Origin of the sequence: Natronococcus sp. JC468 (assembly GCF_012163165.1) — an archaeon.
GTDB classification, from domain to species: domain Archaea; phylum Halobacteriota; class Halobacteria; order Halobacteriales; family Natrialbaceae; genus Natronococcus; species Natronococcus jeotgali.
The window spans coordinates 31935-52329 of the sequence record NZ_JAAVUO010000002.1 but is presented as its reverse complement, the minus strand read 5'-3'; the positions used below and the strand labels follow the sequence as shown (position 1 = coordinate 52329).

The 20395-nt window shown below is 63.8% G+C and carries 18 protein-coding genes; 10 read left to right on the top strand and 8 right to left on the bottom strand.

Annotated features, from left to right (window positions below; genetic code table 11):
- Window positions 1-140: 140 nt before the first annotated feature.
- Complete coding sequence (locus GWG54_RS01690; RefSeq protein ID WP_167936129.1) at window positions 141-710, top strand: DUF6789 family protein; 570 nt, start codon at window positions 141-143, stop codon at window positions 708-710.
- A gap of 46 nt (window positions 711-756) precedes the next feature.
- Here GWG54_RS01690 and GWG54_RS01685 read toward each other — a convergent pair whose 3' ends face one another.
- On the bottom strand, window positions 757-1848 hold the full coding sequence (locus GWG54_RS01685) for a glutamate-cysteine ligase family protein (protein ID WP_167936128.1): 1092 nt from the start codon (window positions 1846-1848) through the stop codon (window positions 757-759).
- Between the two features lie 220 nt (window positions 1849-2068).
- On the opposite strand from GWG54_RS01685, the gene GWG54_RS01680 reads away from it, so the two are divergent.
- Entirely contained in the window at window positions 2069-2536 is a 468-nt protein-coding gene (locus GWG54_RS01680; protein WP_167936127.1) for a DUF2391 family protein, read from the top strand.
- Between the two features lie 437 nt (window positions 2537-2973).
- Here GWG54_RS01680 and GWG54_RS01670 read toward each other — a convergent pair whose 3' ends face one another.
- From GWG54_RS01670 to GWG54_RS01655, 4 genes are all read right to left on the bottom strand, one after another.
- Window positions 2974-3195 carry a hypothetical protein gene (locus GWG54_RS01670; protein WP_167936276.1) on the bottom strand — a complete coding sequence of 74 codons (222 nt, stop codon included), beginning with the start codon at window positions 3193-3195 and terminating at the stop codon, window positions 2974-2976.
- 71 nt (window positions 3196-3266) lie between these two features.
- Entirely contained in the window at window positions 3267-4082 is an 816-nt protein-coding gene (locus GWG54_RS01665; RefSeq protein WP_167936126.1) for a TrmB family transcriptional regulator, read from the bottom strand.
- Window positions 4083-4328: 246 nt separating this feature from the next.
- Window positions 4329-4796: a response regulator gene (locus GWG54_RS01660; RefSeq protein ID WP_167936125.1), complete on the bottom strand. Its 468-nt coding sequence runs from the start codon at window positions 4794-4796 to the stop codon at window positions 4329-4331.
- A gap of 38 nt (window positions 4797-4834) precedes the next feature.
- A complete protein-coding gene (locus GWG54_RS01655; RefSeq protein WP_167936124.1) occupies window positions 4835-5137 on the bottom strand; it encodes a hypothetical protein in 303 nt (100 codons plus the stop codon).
- A 182-nt stretch (window positions 5138-5319) separates the two neighbouring features.
- Between GWG54_RS01655 and GWG54_RS01650 the strand changes: the two genes are divergently transcribed.
- The gene (locus GWG54_RS01650) at window positions 5320-7329 is read left to right on the top strand and encodes a helix-hairpin-helix domain-containing protein (protein ID WP_167936123.1); all 2010 of its coding nucleotides are present in this window, start codon (window positions 5320-5322) and stop codon (window positions 7327-7329) included.
- Between the two features lie 162 nt (window positions 7330-7491).
- A complete protein-coding gene (locus GWG54_RS01645; protein ID WP_167936122.1) occupies window positions 7492-9168 on the top strand; it encodes an alkaline phosphatase family protein in 1677 nt (558 codons plus the stop codon).
- A gap of 43 nt (window positions 9169-9211) precedes the next feature.
- Here GWG54_RS01645 and GWG54_RS01640 read toward each other — a convergent pair whose 3' ends face one another.
- A complete protein-coding gene (locus GWG54_RS01640; protein ID WP_167936121.1) occupies window positions 9212-10303 on the bottom strand; it encodes a polysaccharide deacetylase family protein in 1092 nt (363 codons plus the stop codon).
- 270 nt (window positions 10304-10573) lie between these two features.
- On the opposite strand from GWG54_RS01640, the gene GWG54_RS01635 reads away from it, so the two are divergent.
- Window positions 10574-12214 carry an oligosaccharide flippase family protein gene (locus GWG54_RS01635; protein WP_167936120.1) on the top strand — a complete coding sequence of 547 codons (1641 nt, stop codon included), beginning with the start codon at window positions 10574-10576 and terminating at the stop codon, window positions 12212-12214.
- Window positions 12215-12331: 117 nt separating this feature from the next.
- A complete protein-coding gene (locus tag GWG54_RS01630; RefSeq protein ID WP_167936119.1) occupies window positions 12332-13306 on the top strand; it encodes a glycosyltransferase in 975 nt (324 codons plus the stop codon).
- Between the two features lie 230 nt (window positions 13307-13536).
- Here the strand turns inward: GWG54_RS01630 and GWG54_RS01625 are convergent, their stop codons facing one another.
- On the bottom strand, window positions 13537-14886 hold the full coding sequence (locus tag GWG54_RS01625) for a polysaccharide deacetylase family protein (RefSeq protein WP_167936118.1): 1350 nt from the start codon (window positions 14884-14886) through the stop codon (window positions 13537-13539).
- Between the two features lie 327 nt (window positions 14887-15213).
- Between GWG54_RS01625 and GWG54_RS01620 the strand changes: the two genes are divergently transcribed.
- Window positions 15214-16902, top strand: coding sequence for a hypothetical protein (locus tag GWG54_RS01620; RefSeq protein ID WP_167936117.1), 1689 nt, complete (start codon window positions 15214-15216; stop codon window positions 16900-16902).
- Window positions 16903-17123: 221 nt separating this feature from the next.
- Window positions 17124-17564 carry a hypothetical protein gene (locus tag GWG54_RS01615; protein ID WP_167936116.1) on the top strand — a complete coding sequence of 147 codons (441 nt, stop codon included), beginning with the start codon at window positions 17124-17126 and terminating at the stop codon, window positions 17562-17564.
- A gap of 16 nt (window positions 17565-17580) precedes the next feature.
- On the opposite strand, the gene GWG54_RS01610 is transcribed toward GWG54_RS01615, so the two are convergent.
- Entirely contained in the window at window positions 17581-18168 is a 588-nt protein-coding gene (locus GWG54_RS01610; RefSeq protein ID WP_167936115.1) for a hypothetical protein, read from the bottom strand.
- A gap of 400 nt (window positions 18169-18568) precedes the next feature.
- Between GWG54_RS01610 and GWG54_RS01605 the strand changes: the two genes are divergently transcribed.
- Entirely contained in the window at window positions 18569-19561 is a 993-nt protein-coding gene (locus GWG54_RS01605; protein ID WP_167936114.1) for a DUF1616 domain-containing protein, read from the top strand.
- 234 nt (window positions 19562-19795) lie between these two features.
- Window positions 19796-20119: a hypothetical protein gene (locus GWG54_RS01600; RefSeq protein ID WP_167936113.1), complete on the top strand. Its 324-nt coding sequence runs from the start codon at window positions 19796-19798 to the stop codon at window positions 20117-20119.
- Window positions 20120-20395: the final 276 nt, after the last annotated feature.

Genomic DNA, 20395 nt, shown 5'->3' with positions numbered 1-20395 from the left:
CGCGTCGGTTCCCCGCGGCTCCGAGCGCGCTCGCGGACTCCGAACGAGGTGGAACGCTTCGGCGTTCCACCTCGGTGTCGGCCGTCCACTGCACGCCCGGCTGTTAAGTTCGTGTTCGCGGTAGGTGCCACGAGAACACCATGATCGTCTCCGAACGCATTCGACGACTGCGGTCGAAAACGGGTTCCTCGGACGTCACCGGTGCGACGGCCGAGCAGTCCCGAACCGAGCACGCCGCGCGCGCGGCGGTCCGGGGGGTCCAGGCGGGATTCGTCGCGACGCTGATCATGACGGCCTTCCGGCTGCCGATCCTGCGCTCCCTGCCGCCGTCGGCGAACTTCTGGTCGACGTACGTCAGCGGCGACGAACCCGAGAATCACCCGATCATCGGGCTAATCCTCCATCTCGTCTACGGAATTCAGGGCGGGATGATATTCGGCGCGCTGTTCGCGCTGTTCGACGCCGATCGTTCGATCGAACCCGAACAGCGCGGTCTGGTCTGGGGATCGGTGTTCGGCATGGGACTGTCGGCCTTTGGCTCGCAGATCATGCTCAAGGAACTGCTCGACATTCGCCTCGATGCCGACGAACTCGCGCTGTTTCACGCCGCGCACCTCGTCTACGGGCTCTCGCTGGGCGCCTGGGTCGGCTCGCGCACCGAGGGCGTCGAGGACCCCGAAGACGAGTACGAGTACGACGACGGAAACTGATCGCTCGCTCCCGCGACTCCGCACCGCCGCGTTTCTCGACCGCGGCTCAGTTCGTCGCGGCTAACCGTTCGACGTCCGATTCGAGCCGACCCGCACACTCGAGGCGCAGCTCGCGGGCGTCGCTTTTGGTCACGTACTGGCGGCCGTCGATCTGGGTCGCGATCGGGTGGTAGTCGGGGACGGAAACCCCCATTCGATCGAGGTAGTTCACGACGGGGGTCGACTCGAGACCGTTCCGAATCGCCGCGCCGGCGAGGTCGAAAGCGGTATCGTAGTCGGGGAGCCGGACCCCCTCGTTCGTGACGTGGCCTGCCTCGGTCCCGTTGTCGCCGTCGTCGATCTCGACGTTCGTGTGGTGGAGCGTCTCCATCACGCCGTAGAGCTCTTCGACGAGCCCCAGCAGCTGGCTCGGGAGCGCCGCGTCCGGCGAGCGCCACTCGACGGTCGGCATCTCGTCGCGCAGCCGAACGGGCGTCCAGACGACGTCGTCCGCGGCGAAGTGCTCGGCGACCGCGTCGGCCTCGACGCCGGCCGCGAGCGCTTCGTCCTCGAACTCCTCGAAACACCGCTCGAGACGGCGGGACCACTCGCCGACGCTCTCGACGTAGTTCCAGAGCTGGCCGTGGCGCGGAAAGTCGGCGTACCCCTGCTTGCGGTAACAGTGCGCCCGCGCGCTGTTGGCGACGCGCTCACCCTGGTAGTACGGCGACGAGCTAACGAGCGCGAGCGCCGGGTCCAGTGCGATGAGCGCGTTGAGCTGGTCCGTCACGTTGCGCTGCTCGAAGTGGACGTGGGTCCCGGCGCAGTAGTTCGCGTAGTCGAAGTCCGAGCCGATAACCGCCTTCTGGATCCGTCCGCGCTCGCCGGGGCGGCGCTCGATCCCGTCGCAGTTGATCGGGGTGCCGAGCGGAACGAGCCCCTTGTCGGCCCGTCGGGCCGCGGCGAGTACCCCCCCGAGTTGCTCGACGAACGTCTCTCGGAGTTCCGCGACCGAACGACACGGCGGCGTCTTCAGCTCGAGCAGCGGTTCGACGAACTCTCGTTCCGTGTACTCGGAGACGTCCGCGAGCGATTCGGGTGCGGTTAGATCGCCGTCGTCGTCGATCACCCAGTACTCGACTTCGATACTCGTGTTCATCGTGAGTTGGAGCTACGGTAGTTCGTCGGGTCGTGGGACCGATCGGAGCGCACGAATCGACATCCTTCGTGACAGATTCGAGGGGCCCTCGCGCGGAACCTGGCGTGCCTGCACCAGCCTGCCGTATTTCGGTTCTCGTCTCGGCGACCGGGCCCTCCGTTTCCGGTTTGGGACTCGCGTATCGGTTGGTATTTCACCTCCGGACCGCTACCCCACGGCCGTGAAACTCCGACGCCCCCGTCGTCCCCGACGGTTTCGACCGGCGGACTCCGCACAGCAGGTCGTCGGCGGATTCCTGCTCGCGGGTCCGTTCGTCGTCACCGAGGAGGTCTGGGTTCTGGCGGCGAACATGAGCAACGTCCAGGCGCTCGTCACGATCGGCGTCGTGTTCGCCATCGGGTACGCGGCGCTGTACACGGCCGACACCGAACACGATCCGACGGCCGAACAGCGTGTCGGGAGCGTCGTCCCGGTCCGGTTCGTCTCGCTCATGTGCGTCTCGTTCGGCTCGGTGACGATCCTGGCGCTCCTGTTCGACGCCCCCGACACCTTCCTCGACGTCGACGGCCTGAACGCCGAGATGGCGCTGATCACGCTCAAGGCCGTAAGCGTCGGCTCGATCTTCAGCGTCGTCGGGGCGGCGACGGCCGACAGCGTCTTCTCGCAGCGGTCCGTCGACGGCGAGTGACGGCGTCGTCGTTCTCGGTCTCGCCGTTCCGCCCGTCGAGGGCTCCGAGCGCGTAACCCGTCGCACGTACAGGGTCGATACCGATTACTCGAGCCGACGTCCTCTCGAGCGTGACCGACGACGAGCGACACGAGCCCGAGAATCGATGCGACGACCGACGAGTGGAACGATCCGTAACTCGAGGACCTCGACACGGACGATCCGAGCGAGGGCGACGATCGCTTTCTCCTCTCGGCGTCGGGATTCACGTCGGAGAACGTCACCGACCTGAAGTTGCCAGTCGTCGAGCCGAGCGGTGAGCTGGACAAAAATGCCCTGCAGACGGCCAAAAGCGGCGGACACGGCGTCGGCGCGGTCGAGGACCTCGACGACGACCTGCGGACGAAGCTCGAGGTGCTGGCGAACGCTTCGAGGTGGCCGACTTCGGCAACCAGACGCTACGCCGTCGCGGTCTCGGCGTCGTCGGACCGAAACAGGTTGATGACTCCCTGTGCGGCCATTCCAACCATCACCCACTTCCAGGCGAGGACGGCGACGCCGAACAGCAGGGCCGCGCGAGCGCGGTTGCCCCGCTGGTAGGCCCGCTTCGCGTTGCCGAGCACCGACACGACCGTGAGCGACCGCGTCGCGGTCGACCCGAGGAGCCTCTTGAGTACCATATTCTCCCTTACGGCGTTGGAAGGATAACGACGGTCCCGGATCTCGCAAGGCCGTAAGTGGCCGATTCGGACTACCGTCCGGGATCTTCGACGGCGGGTAGTCCCGCCGTCAGCAGCCGCCGGAGGAGTACGACGACGCCGTTCTGTAATCCCCGGGCGAAGACCGCCTGCTCCGCCGGCTCGTCGTCCGTAGACTCCGGATAGTACGATCCGATCAGGAGCGTCCCCCGATCGACGAGCAGGATTCGACTGATCGCGACCTCTTCGTTGTTCTTCGGCCCCGTGAGCCAGTCGAGTCCCGTTTCGAACACGCGCGCCTTCGGAAGGGCCTGTTCGAGCGATCGGGTAATCGAGTCGGTCGGGCCGCCGAGGACGACCGAAATCCCGTGATCGGTCGCCGTCCGAAGGGTGTCGAACAGCGACTCGGAGAGGGCGTCTTCGTCGACGACGAGGAGTGCGATCTCCGAGTCGGCCTCGCCGATCAACTCGAAGGTCCGCGACTCGATCGCGTTCTGGCCCGTCAGCGACCATACCTCCTGAACGTGGCCCTCGTCATCGATCTCTTCTGTCTTCGTGTTCTGCAGATGGGTTTCGAGCGTGTCGATGCGGTCGTTGTAGCGCTGTCGGAGGATCTCCGTCGCCTCGTCGGTTCCGACGGCGCGATACAGTTGCGGACTCGAGTGCTGGACTTCGACCAGACCCTGGGACTCGAGGACGCGGATCGCGTCGTACACCCTCGTCCGTGGAACCTCGGAAATTTCGTGGATCTCCTTGGCCGTTCCGCTCGGCAGTTTGCTCAACGCTATAAAACAGCGTGCTTCGTACTCCTGTAGCCCGAGGTCCTGTAACAGGCTAACCGCTTCGTCCGTTGTCTTGTCCTGAGTCATGGCCCAACCACGAATTTGGATAACCGAACACCTACTGTAGAGCGTACGGATGGAAAAGAATTCAGGTTCGATGTCCTCACGGCCGCATCGACCGCTGATGGCTTTCACCCGAATAATCACACAAGCTACTTGAGTACACGCCCGAAAGGGAAGAGTGGCGAGTCCCGTCGTGGTTGGGCTAGAGCGGGACTCGCCAGTCGACTTCTCCGAAATCGACGAACAAACAGCGACGGCGGAAACCGCGACTTATCGGTCCGTCGGCGGCAACCGCGCCTGCTCGAACCAGAACCGATCGATCGCCTCGACGATCGAGACGAACTCCCCGGGATCGACGGGTTTCGTCAGGTAGGCGTTGGCGGTCGCGGTATAACACCTCGAGACATCGTCCTCGTCGGCCGAACTCGTCAGTATCAACACCGGTAGTCGCCGCAGCCGTCGATCGTTCCTGATCCGCTCGAGAACGTCACAGCCGCCGTGACCGGGCAGATTCAGGTCCAGCAACACGAGATCGGGCGGCGGAACCGCCGAATACTCGTCGGACTGGGAGAGGGCCGCCAGCGCTTCGTCTCCCGTACTGACGGCGTGGAGCTCCGTTTCGACGGTAGTCCGCGCGGTTTCGAACGCCTCCCGAGTCAACCGGACGTCGCCGGGGTTGTCGTCGACCAGAAGGACGTCGATCGGTTCGTCGACGTGTTGGTGGATGTGGGTCGCCATCGTGGTTACGAGCGGGTACAGTCGGTTTCGAACGCCGTTTATGGGTCTCGGCTGACGGCGAGTCGTGGCTGGTGCTCGGCGAGTAGTTCCAGAAGCGGTTCGATCTTCTCGAACTGCGGCCCCTTCTCGACGACGCCCGCTCCCGGACCCCAGCGAACGAACCCGCAATCGACCAGTTTCGGGAGGTGGACGTGATGCCGCTCGAGGGCAGCGATTTCCCGGCTCTCGAATCCGTCCGGCGGGGAGTCGAGGTCGAGCGGTTCGCTCAGGAGTGCAAACAGTATCCGTCGCCGCTGTTCGTTCGCTAGCGTCTCGAAGACCCTGTCGTAACTCTCGATCATTAGTGACTACGCTTGGACCCGAACGCTGTTTATCCTCCCACATTTTTACGAAGTGGCGGGTTTTGATTAACCGAGTGACGATGATCGGTCCGCCGAACCGTCCCGCGCCGGGGACGCCGACGGGATCGGAAGCCCGGACGGGACCTTTTTCTCACTTCGGTCTGATACGCCGGTCGAGAACGATGGACCTCGAGTCGATCCCGGGCGTCGGCGAGAAAACCGCCCGGTCGCTGTCGGCCCTCGACGATCCCGAGCGAGCGCTGCGAACTGGCGACGTCGCGGCGATCGCGTCGGCGCCCGGCATCTCGCAGGGCCGGGCCGCCCGCATCGCGCGCGGCGCGATCCGGTACGAACACGACGACCCCGGCGAGTTCCTCGCGACGGACCGGGCCCGGGAGGTCTACCGGAGCCTGCTCGAGTTGCTCAAGGACCGTACCGTCACCGACTACGCGGCCCAGCGACTCGAGACGCTGTATCCGAGTTCGCGGCGCTCGCGCATCGAGGAGGTCCAGGCGTTCGCCGAGGCGGCGATCGCCCGCGAGCCCGATCCCGAGGTCCTCGAGGCGCTCGAGGGCGTCGAGCCGCTCCGGCAACCCGACGACGTTCGGGTCCGCGAGCGCTGTCTGGCGACGACCGACGCGGAGCGCTACGCCGAGGCGAGGGAGGCGATCCCGGAACTCCCGGTCGAGGTCGTCGAGGACGCACAGGGGCTGGCCGAGCTCGCCCGCGGGTATGCGACGGTGATCGCGCTCGACGAGTCGTTCGCGGGGATCGCCGTCGAAGGCGACGTCCGGGTCGAGCCGGACGCCCTCGAGAACCCGGCCGAGGTCGTCCCCGAGCGGTCGCTGGCGTTTTTCGCGCGCAATCGGGATCGGATCCGGGCCGCGATCGAGGTCCACCGCGTCGTCGAGCTCGACGCGGACTGTGACCTCGCGGCGCTCGAGGACGGACTCTCCCGGCTCGCTGCGGACGGGACCGTCGCGGGCGACGCGGAGCTCGATCGACTGACGGCGGCCGCCGACGACGTCGACGCCGCGGTCGGGACGGCCGAGACCGTCGCGAACGACCACCTGCGGAAGGCGATCCGCGAGCAGGACGTCACGATCGAGGGGTCGGACCTGCTCTCGCTGGTCGAGCGCGGCGCGGGCGTCGATTCGCTGCTCTCCCGGGAACTGGCCGACGAGCACGCGGCGGCCGTCGAGGCCGCCCGCGAACACGTGATCGACGCGCTCGCGCTCGAGCCCGGCGAGGCCGAACTGGCTCGCCGGCTCTTCGCCGACGAACCGACGTTTCCGGTCGAGCGCGACGAGGACGCGGTCGCCCGTCTGCGGACCGAGCTGACCGCGGCCAAGGAGCGACGCGCGAGCCGTCTCAAACGGGAACTCGCGGCCGACCTGGCCGGCCAGCGGGAGGCAGCCCGCCGGCTCGTCCGCGACGCGCTCGAACTCGACGTCGAACTGGCCGTCGCCCGCTTTGCCGACGAGTTCGCGTGTACGATGCCGACGGTCGGCGACGACGACGTCGGGTTCGCGATCGAGGGCGGTCGATCCCCGCTGCTCGACGAACCCGTCGAGGCGATCGATCCCGTCGACTACGAGGTCTCCGGCGTCGCCCTGCTGTCGGGGGTCAACAGCGGCGGGAAGACCTCGACGCTGGATCTGGTGGCGAGTATCGTCGTGCTCGCTCACATGGGACTGCCCGTTCCCGCCGCGGACGCGCGTCTCCGGCGGTTCGACGACCTCCACTACCACGCGAAGACCCAGGGAACCCTCGACGCCGGAGCCTTCGAGTCGACGGTCAGGGAGTTCGCCGACCTGGCCCGGAGCGGCGAGGGGTCGCTCGTGTTGGTCGACGAACTCGAGAGCATCACCGAACCCGGCGCCAGCGCGAAGATCATCGCCGGAATCCTCGAGGCGCTCTCGGAGAACGGCGCGACCGCCGTGTTCGTCTCCCACCTGGCGGGCGAGATCAGGGAGACGGCCGGTTTCGACGTGACCGTCGACGGGATCCAGGCCGTCGGGCTGGTCGATGGCGAACTCGAGGTCGAGCGCTCCCCGGTGAAGGATCGGCTGGCCCGTTCGACGCCGGAGCTGATCGTCGAGAAGCTCGCGGACGAGTCCGACCACCGCCGGGAGTCGGATCTCGGCCCCGGAGATTCGTTCTACGCCCGACTGCTAGAAAAGTTCGATTAACGTACCGGTCATTATTTTGTATAGTCACCTAGAACACACTTTTTGACTGTCGGACGCTGTTAATTAGGAGATAATAAGGTGGTACCGACCCTCGCTTCGAACCGACGCGGCTAGTTCGAACCGATATCGGTTTGCTATGAACGAACACCCCCCCACCAGAACATGGAACGGAGCGCGCCGTCTCGAACCGACCGATCGGAACCGCACGACGAATCTACCGGTATGAACACGCTCTTAATCGGGATCGACGCCGGGGATCTCTCCGTCTTCGACGACCTCGACGAATCGGAGGAGATCCCGACGATCCACCGCCTCTGTTCCGAGGGAGCGAGCGCGCCGCTCGAGTCCCAGATCCCGCCGTGGACGCCCAGCGCCTGGCCGTCGATGTACACGGGCGCCAACCCGGGGAAACACGGCGCCTTCGGCTTCGTCGGCTACGACGGGTACGACTGGCACGTGACCAGCAGCGACGACGTCAACGAGCACACGGTCTGGTCGCTGCTCGATCGCCACGGCTACTCGAGCGTCGTCGTCAACGCGCCGATCACCCACCCGCCCGAGGAGTTCGACGGCGCCCTGTTACCCGGGTTCATCGGTCCGGAGAACCCGGACTGTCACCCGGACGGGCTGCTCGAGGAGGTTCGCGAGGCGATCGGCGACTACCGCGTGTACCCCTCCTACTCGCGCGACGACAGCGCGCTACCCGACTCCGAGAAGATGACGGAGTACCGGAACCTGATCCGCATGCGCGGCGCGGCGTTTCGGTACCTCGCCGAGGAGTACGACCCCGACTTCGGGTTCGTCCAGTTCCAGAAGACCGACACCGTCTTCCACGAGTTCTTCGGCGACGAGGAGAAAGTTCGCTCTGTCTACGAGACGACCGACGACGAGATCGCCGCGATCCTCGAGCGGTTCGATCCCGACCACGTCTTCGTCGCCAGCGACCACGGGATGGGCGAGTACGACGGCTACGAGTTCCGGGTCAACGAGTTCCTCAAGGACCGGGGCTACGTCGAGACGACCGCCTCCGGGAAGGGGATGCCCTCCTGGACGCCGATGCGACGCAAGCTCCGCGAGGGCGAGGAGTCCGAGACCTGGGAGCCCAGTCTCGGCGAGCGCGCCGCCGCGGCCGTCGCGGATCGGTTCGGAATCACCGCCCGAAACGTCGGCGCGGCCCTCGAGCGCGTCGGCCTGGCCGAGACCGTCAAGAAGTTCGCGCCCGACGGGGTCGCTCGAACCGCGAACGAGCAGGTCGACTTCGAGAACTCGCAGGCGTACGTTCGAGCCCGCACCGAACTCGGCGTCCGGATCAACCTCGAGGGCCGCGACCCCGAGGGCGTCGTTTCGGCGGACGACTACGAACGGCTCCGCGAGGAGCTCATCCGCGAACTCGAGACCGTCGAGACGCCGGAGGGCGAACCGGTATTCGAGACCGTCGCGCCCCGGGAGCAGTACTTCCACGGCGAGTACGCCGACGACGCGGTCGACGTCGTGACGATCCCCGCCGAGTTCGACCACGCGATCTCCGAGCAGCTCCGGGGCGAGTACTTCGCTCCGGCCGAGCCCTGGAACCACAAGCTCAACGGCGTGTTCGCCGCTGCCGGAGACGGCGTCGACGAGGACGAACCCCTCGAGCGGGCGCACCTGTTCGACGTCGCGCCGACGATCCTGGCGTCGTTCGACGTGCCCTACAGCGACCGGATGGACGGGAGCGTGATCCCGGTCGTCGACTCGGCCGGTTCGACGTCGTACCCGGCGTACGACGAGTCCGACACGAACCGGACAGAAGCCGGCGAGGAAGTGACCGAACGACTGGCCGACCTCGGCTACATGAACTGAGCGCCGTTCCGGCCGTCATCGATCGGGCGGGTCTCGAGTCCGCTTACGACGACTCGGCGGCGACGGCCCGGAACGCGTCGGTGAGCGTGACGACCGTCAGATCGCGCTCCTCGATCCACTCGAGCATCGTGCGAATTCCCTCCCCGTCGACCTCCTCCTTGAACGAGTGGGCGCCGACGATGCCGATCGCACCCTGCGTGGCGACCTCGTCGAGTTGCATCTGGATGTTTTGGGGATCGGCATACTCGATGAAATAATTACGGTTGGTATCGAACGGATCGAACGACTCGCGGTCGTTGACCATCGATCCGGGGTTGGCGTTCGCAATTCCGTCGTAGTACTCGCCGGCGATCTCGACCGTCCACTCGTCGCAGATGTCGTACGGCGCGAGCAGCGTGTCGACCTCGAACCCCCACTCCTCGAGCTGGGCCTTCGAGTCGCCGAGGAACTCGTGCATGAGCTCCTCCGGGTAGCGCTCGACGGTCTCGCCGGCGGCGAAGGACTCTCCGACGGGTTCGTCGAACTCGAGGTAGGCGCCGATCCCGTCGTGGTCGGAGTCGACGACGGTTCGCACCGCCGAGTTCTCGCCGTCGGTGACTTCGATCTCGTACCCGTGGTGGAAGCCGTGATTTCGTTCCTCCGGATAGACGTGGACGTCGTCCGGCTCGACGTCCTCGACGAGTTCGAACTGCCCCAGCGCCGTGTGTGCGGTCGTATGGGAGTTGATCTCCCAGCCGGCCTCGGCGAGCTCCTCGAGGTGTTCGACGTCCATCCAGTCCCTGCCGTCGAAATCCTCGCGCCCGACCCACTCCGTGACGACGCCCGCGCTCGCCGGCGCGTCGAACTCTCGATGGACCGGGAACGCCTGTTCGTAGTCCGTCATCGGCCCGTCGTCGTACGTGAACACGACCGCCCCGCCGTCGATATCCGGAAGCTCCTCGGACTCGGGCTCGCTCGGCGCCTCCTCGTCGGACTGCTCCTCGCCGTCGGATCGGTTCGAATCGTCGGTGCTGGGCCCGCTCTCGCCGTTTTCATCGACGCCGCCGTTCAAACTCTCGAGACAGCCCGCGGTCGCTCCGAGGGCCCCGGTGCTCAGACCGCCGAGGAGCGCCCGACGTGTCGTCTTCTCGTTCATCATGGTTCACTGATAGTTCGTCCCTCCTATTTATCCCCCGATTAACGCCAGCGCCGACCGATCGCCGCCGTCTCTCCGTCAAATTTCGCGACCTCGAGGGCACCGAGATCGTCCGCTCCCGTTCGACCACCCCTTCCGCCCGGCTGCGGGAACTTAATGCGGTTATAATAAGGACTCCCGGAACAGAGATTCGACCACTGTGGGTACTACGCAAACACCGCTAGCTTCGGCGTCGGGAGCGGGCCGACCGCGCTGGCCCCGGAGGTCCGCGTGAACCGGTCCCCTCCCGGCGGTAGTCCGTCGCTCGGTAGCGCTACGGTTGTACTTCTGCTCGCGGGAATCGTCTCGACGCCGCTCCTCTTCCGACTGCTCGGCCCGGCCGGGTTCGGCGACTACTCGTTTCTGCTGTCCCTGTTCGCACTCTACATGCTCCTCGTGCAGTCCGGAATCACCGGCGGCGTCCGCGAGTTCCTCGCGAAGAGTCGATCGATGGCCGACTGGAAGTCGTACGTGGTCGGCTACTTCCTTCGGCTAGCGGTGCTGTTCGCGCTTGCGGCCGCGGTCGTTACGATCCTCGTCTCGCGGAGCGGCTACGTCGCGGCGCTGTTCGGAGCGGAGTACACGGGCTACGTCTACGGACTGGCGCTGCTCGGCATCGCCGTCCAGCTCCAGACCTACTCGCGCGAGGCGCTCGCTGGACTCGACCTCGAGCGCGACGCCGAACGGCTCGACGTCCTCGACAAGATCACCTTCGTCGTCGTCGCGATTCCGCTCGTCGCCCTCGGGTTCGGCGTCTCCGGAGCGCTGGTCGGATACGCGGTTGCGAGTCTCGTCTGTGCCGTCGTCGGGCTCGGATTGGTTCACCGGCGCGTGTCGCTCTCGAGCGCGTTCCGGATCCCGCCCCGGCGGTTCCCCCGACGGGAGCTGCTGACGTTCGGCTCGAGGAACCTCGTCCTGCTGTTCCTGCTCGCCTCGCTCTATCACGTCGACGTGATCATGCTCCAGCGGTTCCGGGAGAGCGCGGCGGTCGGGAACTACCGGGCGGCGCTGCTCCTGGCGGAGGCTCTCTGGTTCGTCCCGATCGTCATCTGGACGGTGCACGGCCGCTCCACCGCGGAGCTGTGGTCCAGAAACCGGTTCGACGAGATCACGGCCCTGGCGTCGAAAACCACCCGTAACACCCTCCTGCTGACCGCGGTCGCGGCCGTCACCCTCGCCACGCTCGCCGACGCCGTCGTTCCGCTGTACTTCGGCCCGGACGCGACGCCGGCGATCGAACCGCTGTTGCTCCTGATTCCCGGCGCGCTCGGGTTCGCCCTGGCGCGTCCCGTCCTCGAGATCGCGACGGACGAGGGGTCGCTCCGATACCCGATCGGGGCGACCGCCTGCGCGGCGGGGCTCAACGTCGTGCTCAACGCCCTGTTGATCCCGGGGTACGGCATGCACGGTGCTGCGCTCGCGACGACGATAGGGTACGGGTCGATGTTCGTCTTCCACGTCCTCGCCGTGCGCCGGATCGGGGTCGATCCGCTCGCGGGTGCGCGACTGGGACGCGCCGCCGCGGCGACCGCGCTGGCCGCGGTACCGATCTTCGCCCTCGCGACCGTCGTCGTCAACCCCTGGCTGTCGTTGCTTCTCGTGCCGCCGTTCGGATTGTTCGTCTATCTCGTCTTCGCCGTGCTGACCGGAACGGTCGCGCCGGCCGAGCCGTTCGACGCACTCGCCGAACTTCCCGAGCCGATCGGTCCTCGAGCCGAACCGATCCGTCGGCGTCTCGAGGGGGTCAACGGCGATCTAACGGTCGTCGGGTGGTTCCAGAGCATGCTCTTTCTGGCCGGTATCACGCTGCTGGTATCGGGACTCCTCCTGGCGACGTTCGGTCCGGACACCGGCGTTCCGGTCTTCGGCTAGTCTGCCCGACCTCGCCGACCGCTCGCCGGGACCCGATCGTCGCGTTCGCCTCCCTCGCGGTAACAACGCGGCTTAGTCCGTCGATAATAAAACGCCGGGGGACCAGTATCGAACGAAATGGCACTGGTTAGCGTCATCGTTCCGACGTACAACCGAGAGGAGACGGTTTCGAGAGCGATCGACAGCGTCCTCGCCCAAACCTACGACGAGCTCGAGGTGGTCGTGGTCGACGACGGATCGACGGACGACACGCGATCGGTCCTCGAGTCCTACGACGACGATCGGGTGCGTCCGATCTACCACGAGACGAATCAGGGGGCGAACGTCGCCCGAAACACGGGGATCGAACACGCACGTGGAAAGTACGTCGCCTTCCTCGACTCCGACGACGAGTGGCGACCGGAGAAGCTCGAGGCCCAGCTCGACGTCCTCGAGAAGCGATCCGAGGAGTGGGTCGCGGCCTACTGCGGCTTCGCGTTCGAGCTCACCGGTCCGATCGATCGACTCCGCGGGCTGGCGGCCAGCGTTCTCTCCCGTGCGGACGACCGACCGCGGATGGAAGGCGGGACGGAACTAATCGGCGAAATCCTCGCCGACAACGTCCACACCGGCGCCGGATCCACGCTGATCGTCCGGACCGACGTCGCGCGGGAAGTCGGGGGGTTCGACGAAACGCTCGATCGCTTCCAGGACCCGGAATTCGTGTTGCGAATTCTCGAGGTCGGGAAGCTCGCGTACGTCGACGAACCGCTGGTCGTCCGCGAGGAGACGGGGACGCCACCGGCGGATACGATCAGACGAGCCGACGAACAGTACCTCTCCCTGTACGCCGAGGACGTCGATCGCTTCGAAGCCGAGGGGTACGCGATCCGCTCGAGTCACGATCTCGTCCTGGCGAAGAGTTACTTCAGCGAGGGCCGACTGCTTCGAGGGTGGTGGCACCTCGCCCGTGCCCGACCCGCGATTCGTCACGTGCCCGGCGTCGTCTGGTCCGCCGTCTCCGGCGTTCGCCGGCGGCCGACGCCGTTTCTCGTCGCCTGCGTCGGCCTCCTCGTCGCCGTGGTCGGAAGCTGGCTCTGGCGCCGTCCCTAGGCACGGCGAACCGAAACGCACCCTACTATTGCATAGCTGTACTGACTATACTTCATAAAACTGCTAAGTTCTGTGCGTGGAATAGCAAACTAACGGCCAGAGGACAACCGTTCAACAAGCGACGCGCCTCGAGGGAGTAATCGGCTCGCCCCTTCGTCAATACACAAAGCGAAGAGATACCGAGCGACGAAACGGCGGCCTCGACGGACGACGGTCGATTCGGAAGGTGATCAGTGACCGTTTCGGCGCATCGTCCAGAGGTCGTCGAAGTCGATGGCCTCGACTCCGTCGGTGTCGGCGATGTACTGTAGTAGCTCCTCGTAGTCGTCTACGCCCATCGTGTTCTCCAGTTCGAACTGGTGGAAGTTCAGAACCGTACACTGACGGTGTTCGGCCGCGATGTCGACGCAGGTCATCGCGGTATCGAGATCGTAGCCGATCGTTCGAGGCAGTACCATCGGATCGAACCCGTGGACGCCGGTCAGGTTCGGACTGCCCGACTGGTTGAACCCGCCTGCGTAGTAGTAGTTCGTGGCGACATCGAGGACTCGAGCGTCGAAGTTGTTGTGCGGAAAGACGAGGTAGTTTCCGCCCTCGAGTTCGGCGTTGACCGCCCAGTTCTTGTCCGTGTTCAACGTATCCTCGAGCTCCGAGTCACTGAGCTCCGTAAGCTGCGTGTGGGTTCCGTGGGCGACAATCTGATCGCCGGCTTCCTGACGCTCCTGAAGCTGATCGATCGTCATGATCCCCTCGCGCTGTCCTCGCACCCACTGACGGACGACGGACGCGACCGCGGTGACATCGTACTCGTCGTGGAGCGAAGCGGCCGGGTCGTAGAAGTCCTGGTATCCGTCGTCCCAGTTGAGGATGACGTATCCCTGATCGGGTTTCTCGTGGGTGCGCAAGTCGTCGACCCACACCTCGGCTTCGGCACCGGTGTTGTGCACGATGATACGGATCTCCTCGATCGAGTTCTGTTCGACGGGAGTCGTACTCTCGCTGAAGAACCCGGGACAGATCCGGAACCAGCCGACGTTGTCGGTGCCGTACGTTATCTCCCGAAGCGAGTAGCTCGCGTGTCCGCCGTAGATGTCCCGCAGCTGGATCTCGAGGGCGATATCGGCGGGTGTCGTCGTCCTGACCGCCAGAGACACGTCGAGGTCTTCCATATCGGTCGCCTCGTCCAGATCGGTCGCGACGGCTACGTTGCCCTCGTTTTCGGCCATGAGCCGAAGGCTCTGGTCGCCCTCGAAGGTGACGTCCTCGTCGACCTCGGCCTGCCCCTGAAGGAGCTCCCAGTCGTCGGCGCTCTCGAAATCGTCGAGCTGGTCGCCGGGCTGTCTGAACTCCTCGCGGCTGTTGTACTCGGTTTCGACGGTGAGTTCCGGCGAATCGTACTCGTCGGAGTCGCCGTTTCCGCTGCTCTCGTTGCTGCTGTTGCCGCCGTTGCCACCGCTCTCGTTGCCGCCGTTACCGTCTCCGTCATTGGAGAGAACGTCCGTGCACCCGGCCGCGGCCGCGAGGGCCGTCGCACTAGAGGCTGCGAGGAATCGTCGGCGGGTGTTCCGTCGTTTCGTCATTGGTGGCTTCGGCTAGCGACAGCAGTGGTATTATTATGGAGCCGATAGGGGGGTAGAACCTTCAGGTTGGGTCGTTTATATGGGTGTTAGTGATGGAGAATATTGTGGATAGAGGGGCTCTATCCGGACAATATCGGGTATTGTAGGTATGTTTATTGGTTACACAGGTATGGTTCACTTTGTCGCTCTCTTAGTGGAACTATAGTTAATGGTGTCTCGTCTCAAGTGCATTATAGTCCGACGCGTGCGTGACGTTCGGTCGAGTCAACTCGCAAGTAGCCCTCGACCAGAGCCCCACGCCGCGAACCGCAGCGAGATGGTCTCGAGATGAATACAGAACTCTTCGGCGTCTTTGGCGGTACAGAAGCGTTTACCCGGTTTCGGTCGATGGACGAGTTCGACGACGTCGTCGTCGGACCGTCCATAACCGTCGGGATCAGAGACTTCGGTCTCGGCACGCCCGGCTGGAGCGCAAGCTACGAAGGGGATACCGGCTGCTGTGTCATCTGGGGGGAAGTGTACGTTCCCGGTCAAGAGACGAACGCCGCTCGTTGGTTCCTCGACGCCTACGAACGCGACGGTACCGACGCGCTGGCCGAGCTCAACGGATCCTACCTCGTGGTCCTCGATACCGGAGACGAGGCTTTCGCCGCGACCGACATGGTCCGTTCCCGCGAGTGTTTCTACACCGACGAACCGGGGGTTCGCGTGTTCGGAACCGACTCCGCGACGGTCGCGGAGACGATATCCGACCCCTCGTTTTGCCGGGACGGCATTCTCGAGTTCCTCCATCTGGGCGTTACGCTCGGCGAGAAAACGAGTATCGAGCAGCTTTCCAGGCTCCCGATCGATAGCCAACTTCGGGCGTCGTCGGTGACGGAACTCGAGCGGTTCGTCTACGATACCAGCGAATTCGACTACGCGGGTACGCTCGCGGATCGGCTCGAACGGGCGATCGATCGCCGATCGATTCTCCCCGGGCGGAAGGGACTACTGCTCTCCGCGGGGTACGACTCTCGGACCTTGCTCTCTCAGCTTCCCGCGATCGAGCACTGTTATACGGTCGGCAACTCGACGGCTCAGGAGGTCATCGGTGCGAAGCGACTCGCGGCCCAGTACGGCGCCGATCACACGGCGTTCGGACCCGACGAGCGGTATCTCTACGCCGACGAATCGAAGGTTCGGTACTCTCAGGGGGTCAAGGAATCGCTGCACATCCACCACGCCGGGTACACCGACGTGATCGACGTCGACACGATCTACCACGGTCTTCTGTGCGACACCTTCTTCCGCGGTCACTTCACCGCACACGTCGACCTCGAGGTGTTCGGCAAGCGAGTCCCGTTCGAACGGCTCGACCCGGACCCCGACCCGATCGACGTCCTTCTCTCACGGTTCGGCTACACTCGGTCGGCGAGCCGGAATCTCGCAGAACGAACGGCCTTCGGCGTCGATCCCGAATCGTTCGTTAGACAGGCCGTCAGAGACGAGTTCGAAGCCGTACTCGACCGGTCCGATTCGATTCAGAACGCGATCAACTGCTGTGGAATCGCCAACCAGCCGTCGATGCCGTTCCACACCCACCTCGCCGACAACTTCTTCGCGTCGTTTCTGGCGACCGACACGGAACTGCTCGACTGGCACCTTCGCGCACCTCCGTCGAAGCGGTCCACCGATACGTTCCTCGAGGCGTGTAAGCAAATCGACCCGGAAATGCTCCGACACCGGCCGCCGGACCGACCGCACAACGTAACGCTGTTCAACGAGATGGAGCGGTTCGTCCGGCGCAAGACCCCGTTTTTCGACTCCTTCGAATCGCCCTGGCCGGATCGGAAACAGCTCTTTACCCGTTACAACTTCGATCAACGACTGTTGCCGGAGCTCGAACACGTCCACGACCTGCCCGCGAGGCACAAGCTTCGCCTTAATGACTTTCTGAGTTGGGTCGAGAGCTGGGACGGCCACGCCGACCAGCATCTATCGTGGATCGGGCGTAATTCCACTCTCGCCCGATAGTTCTTCTCGTAATAGGGGTTTTTCACACGCTGTAAAATGTTTATCCTCGGTTTGAACGCGTGAACAAACGCCCGCAACGAATTTATCACGTGCTATCGAGAGCATATTTATAGTACCAGACGTGTGTGATTGGCAATATGCGTCTGACGCCGTTTGGAAAGACCTCCTCTTCGGACTCGAGTGGCGACGAGTCCACCGTTCAAGCGTCGACGTCTGTTAGAGTGCTCGAGTACGACGAATCGTCGATCGTCTCCGATGACCGCGAGACGAAGACGACCGGAACACCGCACGAGCTCGAATGGAACGTCGTCTCTCTCCTCGAATCGCGCAACGGACCCGTAACGATCGACGAAATCGCCGACCAGCTCTATGACGCCGGCAAAGGCGACGACGTCGAGGCCTGGGGCGACGTTCACGAGCGTCTTTCACAGACCGCCCTCCCCGCTCTCGACGCGTCAGGAGTGATCGAGTTCCGTCCCGAACGCGGAACCGTCTCCCTACCCGACGATCACTCCGGTAGCCGCCGAAACTACCTGCTCGCGTTCGTCCTCGTGGCGTCGTTAGCGCTGATTCTCGCGCCGCTGGCCTTCGAGATTACGGCGGCCGTTTCGGTCATCGGCTTCGTCGCTGCTTGCCTCGGCATCGTCGCTACGAACGACTAGCACCCGGTGCGACCGCTTACCTGACGTACTGACCGATCGTCAGCGTCGTAAACATCAACAGGATCAGCGCGCTCAGTCCGATTCCCGTAATGACGGAAAACAGCGGTAGTTCGAAGAACGCTCCCAGAAGCAAGACCGCACCGGCGCCCGCAGCCCCGATATAGTAATCGTCCCAATCCGCTCCCTTCGTTCCAGCGTCGTTGCTCGTACTGTTGTTCGAATCCGCGTTGAGGTAGTAATCGAGCTGACGTGCGAGCGGTCGCCGTTCGACGACGCCGCGGTTCTGCTGGTAGTCGATGATGCCGGCCTTGTCCAGCTTCGGAAGGTGCGACTGGTAGAGCGGGATGTAGACGCGCTGTCGCTGATCGGAAGTCAATTCCTCGACCGTCGTATCGTTTTCCCAGGCTGCCACCTGCTCGGCGACGTCGCGCATTCGTACGGACTCGTCCGTGCCCTGTAAGTACTCAAGCACCATTCGACGGCGCTCGTTCTGAAGAATATGAAATATCTCGTCGACCGGGAGTTCGTCGTCGTCAGATACGATCTCGTCGTCCCGGTCCTCACCCCTGTTTTCACCCGCCGTAACGGTCTCTGTGGAACTCATCGAGTTGCTCGATCGCACTCACGGACCGGTATTAAAGACTGAAAATCGTCCACAGATGAACGGTTTGACTTCGGTGAAATCCGTACTAACCTACCCGTTCAGACAGTTTCAAATATCGTATTGGGACGAAAGAGCGGTCTAGATGACTATTTTTTTCGTTTTCATATAGAAAAGATAACGTGGCTATGATAACGATCGATACGGTTATTTTCGATATAGAACGTTCTGCTATTCGGAACGAACGCCGAATATCGACCATCCCTCTTCGAACGACCCGACCGGTCGGCGCGTATCCAGCACCGTTCACCCAGTAGCGAGTCGGACGGCGATCCGAAGCCCGACGCCGCGAGCGACAGTTATATGACCGATAACTAAACGCTCGAGATTCGACTCTCCAGTAATGAGTGACTCCAACTGGTGGTTTTTCGATCTGACGCTCGTTATCGTAGTTACCGGTTTCGTCACGTTCGGATTATTTACTGCCGTTTCCGGTCCGATTCGAATCCTCATGGGACTCCCACTGTTGCTCTTTCTTCCCGGCTACGCGTTCGTTTCAGTGTTGTACCCGGACGCACCGGAAACCGAGTATCAGGCGTTCGACGACGAGAGCCCTGGATCCGAGCGATCCGTGCTGAACAACGGCGGGCTCCAACCGATCGAGCGATTTGCCCTCTCGGTCGTCGCGAGCCTCGCGATCGTTCCGGCAGTGACACTCGGTTCGACGGTAACGCCGTGGGGAATCACGTTACTCCCGATTCTCGCCGGGACGGCGCTCGTAACGATTGCGCTATCTCTTCTCGGAATCGTTCAGCGGTACCGTTGTCCCGTGGAACGTCGGTTTACCCCCTCGATATCTGACTCGACGCTGCTGTTTTCCAGTACGGGCGATTCGTTCGGCCGATCCGATCCGAGCGTCAGACCGTACAACATCATGTTTCTGGTCGCGCTGCTCGTACTGGTCGCTATCGCCGGTTTCGCCGTCGCGAACCCGCCCGAGCACGACAGTTACACCGAGTTCTACCTCGAAACCGAGGAGGTCGACGGCGATACCGAATACGTCTACAACGAGTCGCTGTCTACCGGTGAGTCCAATTCGGTGACGGCCTACATCGCAAACGAGGAACAGGAGGAGCGGTCCTACACCACCGTGGTGGCGATCCAGGACGTGAGCTACGGAAACGACAGCGCTACCGTCAACGGCCAGGAAGTACTCACAAGCGAATCGGTGACGGTCTCCGACGGCGAGACTCACGAACAAACCCTCGAGTTCGAACCGACGTCGATCGGTGAGAATCATCGATTAGTCCTGTTCCTCTACGAAGGCGAGGCGCCGGACGACCCGGACGAGGAAAGCGCCTATCGGACGATTACCCTTCCGGTAACGCTCTCGTAGTACCGAGTCGGAATCCGAGCATCAGTCCGCACGGATCAGAAGCCTCCGAACGATTTCGAACTCGTCCGCTTCGTAGCGACGTCGCTTACCGATCGTCGTTTCTGCGTGCTTTGAGCCGTTCAATGAGTACCGATTCTGGCTGATCGATTATCGGAGCCTTTCGACTGTACTGTCCGCCCGAACCGTCGGCACAACACCCCCCGAGAATCGATCCGTCGATCCCGAAGTCGGAGTGTGGGTCGCGACCGTCACGTCCCGGTGATCCTCGTGGTCGACGACCGAAACGAGTTCGCGGCCGTCCTCGAGGCGGGCTACGGCGTGCTCGGGGTAGATTCGATCCCGAACGGCGTCGACAGCGTCGCCCGCGTCAGCGGTGAGGACGACACAGACGGTTCGGTGACGTGGCGAAATCTCGAGCGACTCGACGTCGGCGCGCCAAGCGGTCGTTCTCTCGGGGCTCTCGTAGCGGCGTCGTTTCACGACGATTTGGCATCGATTGCTCCAATCGAACGACCGCAGGTACCGTCTCGGGTCGATCGCGGCCATCCGATCGGCTAGAACCGGACTTCCGAACTGAATCCGTCCCGGTAGGGTTTCGAAGACGATCTGACGATCACTGCACGCGTTCGATTCGCGAACTCCGAACCGTCAGACCGAGCGCCGACGTCGAGTTTCGCGACGATCGTCGCTCGATAAGCGGACATACGTGACTTTCCGAATTCGATTCGGAGAGCCGCGAGCGGAAGTCGAATCGATCCTCTCGTCGGTTCGGAGACGATCTCGTCCTCCGGAATCGGCGTGGAGCCGTTCGAACAACCGATCGATCGTCCCCTC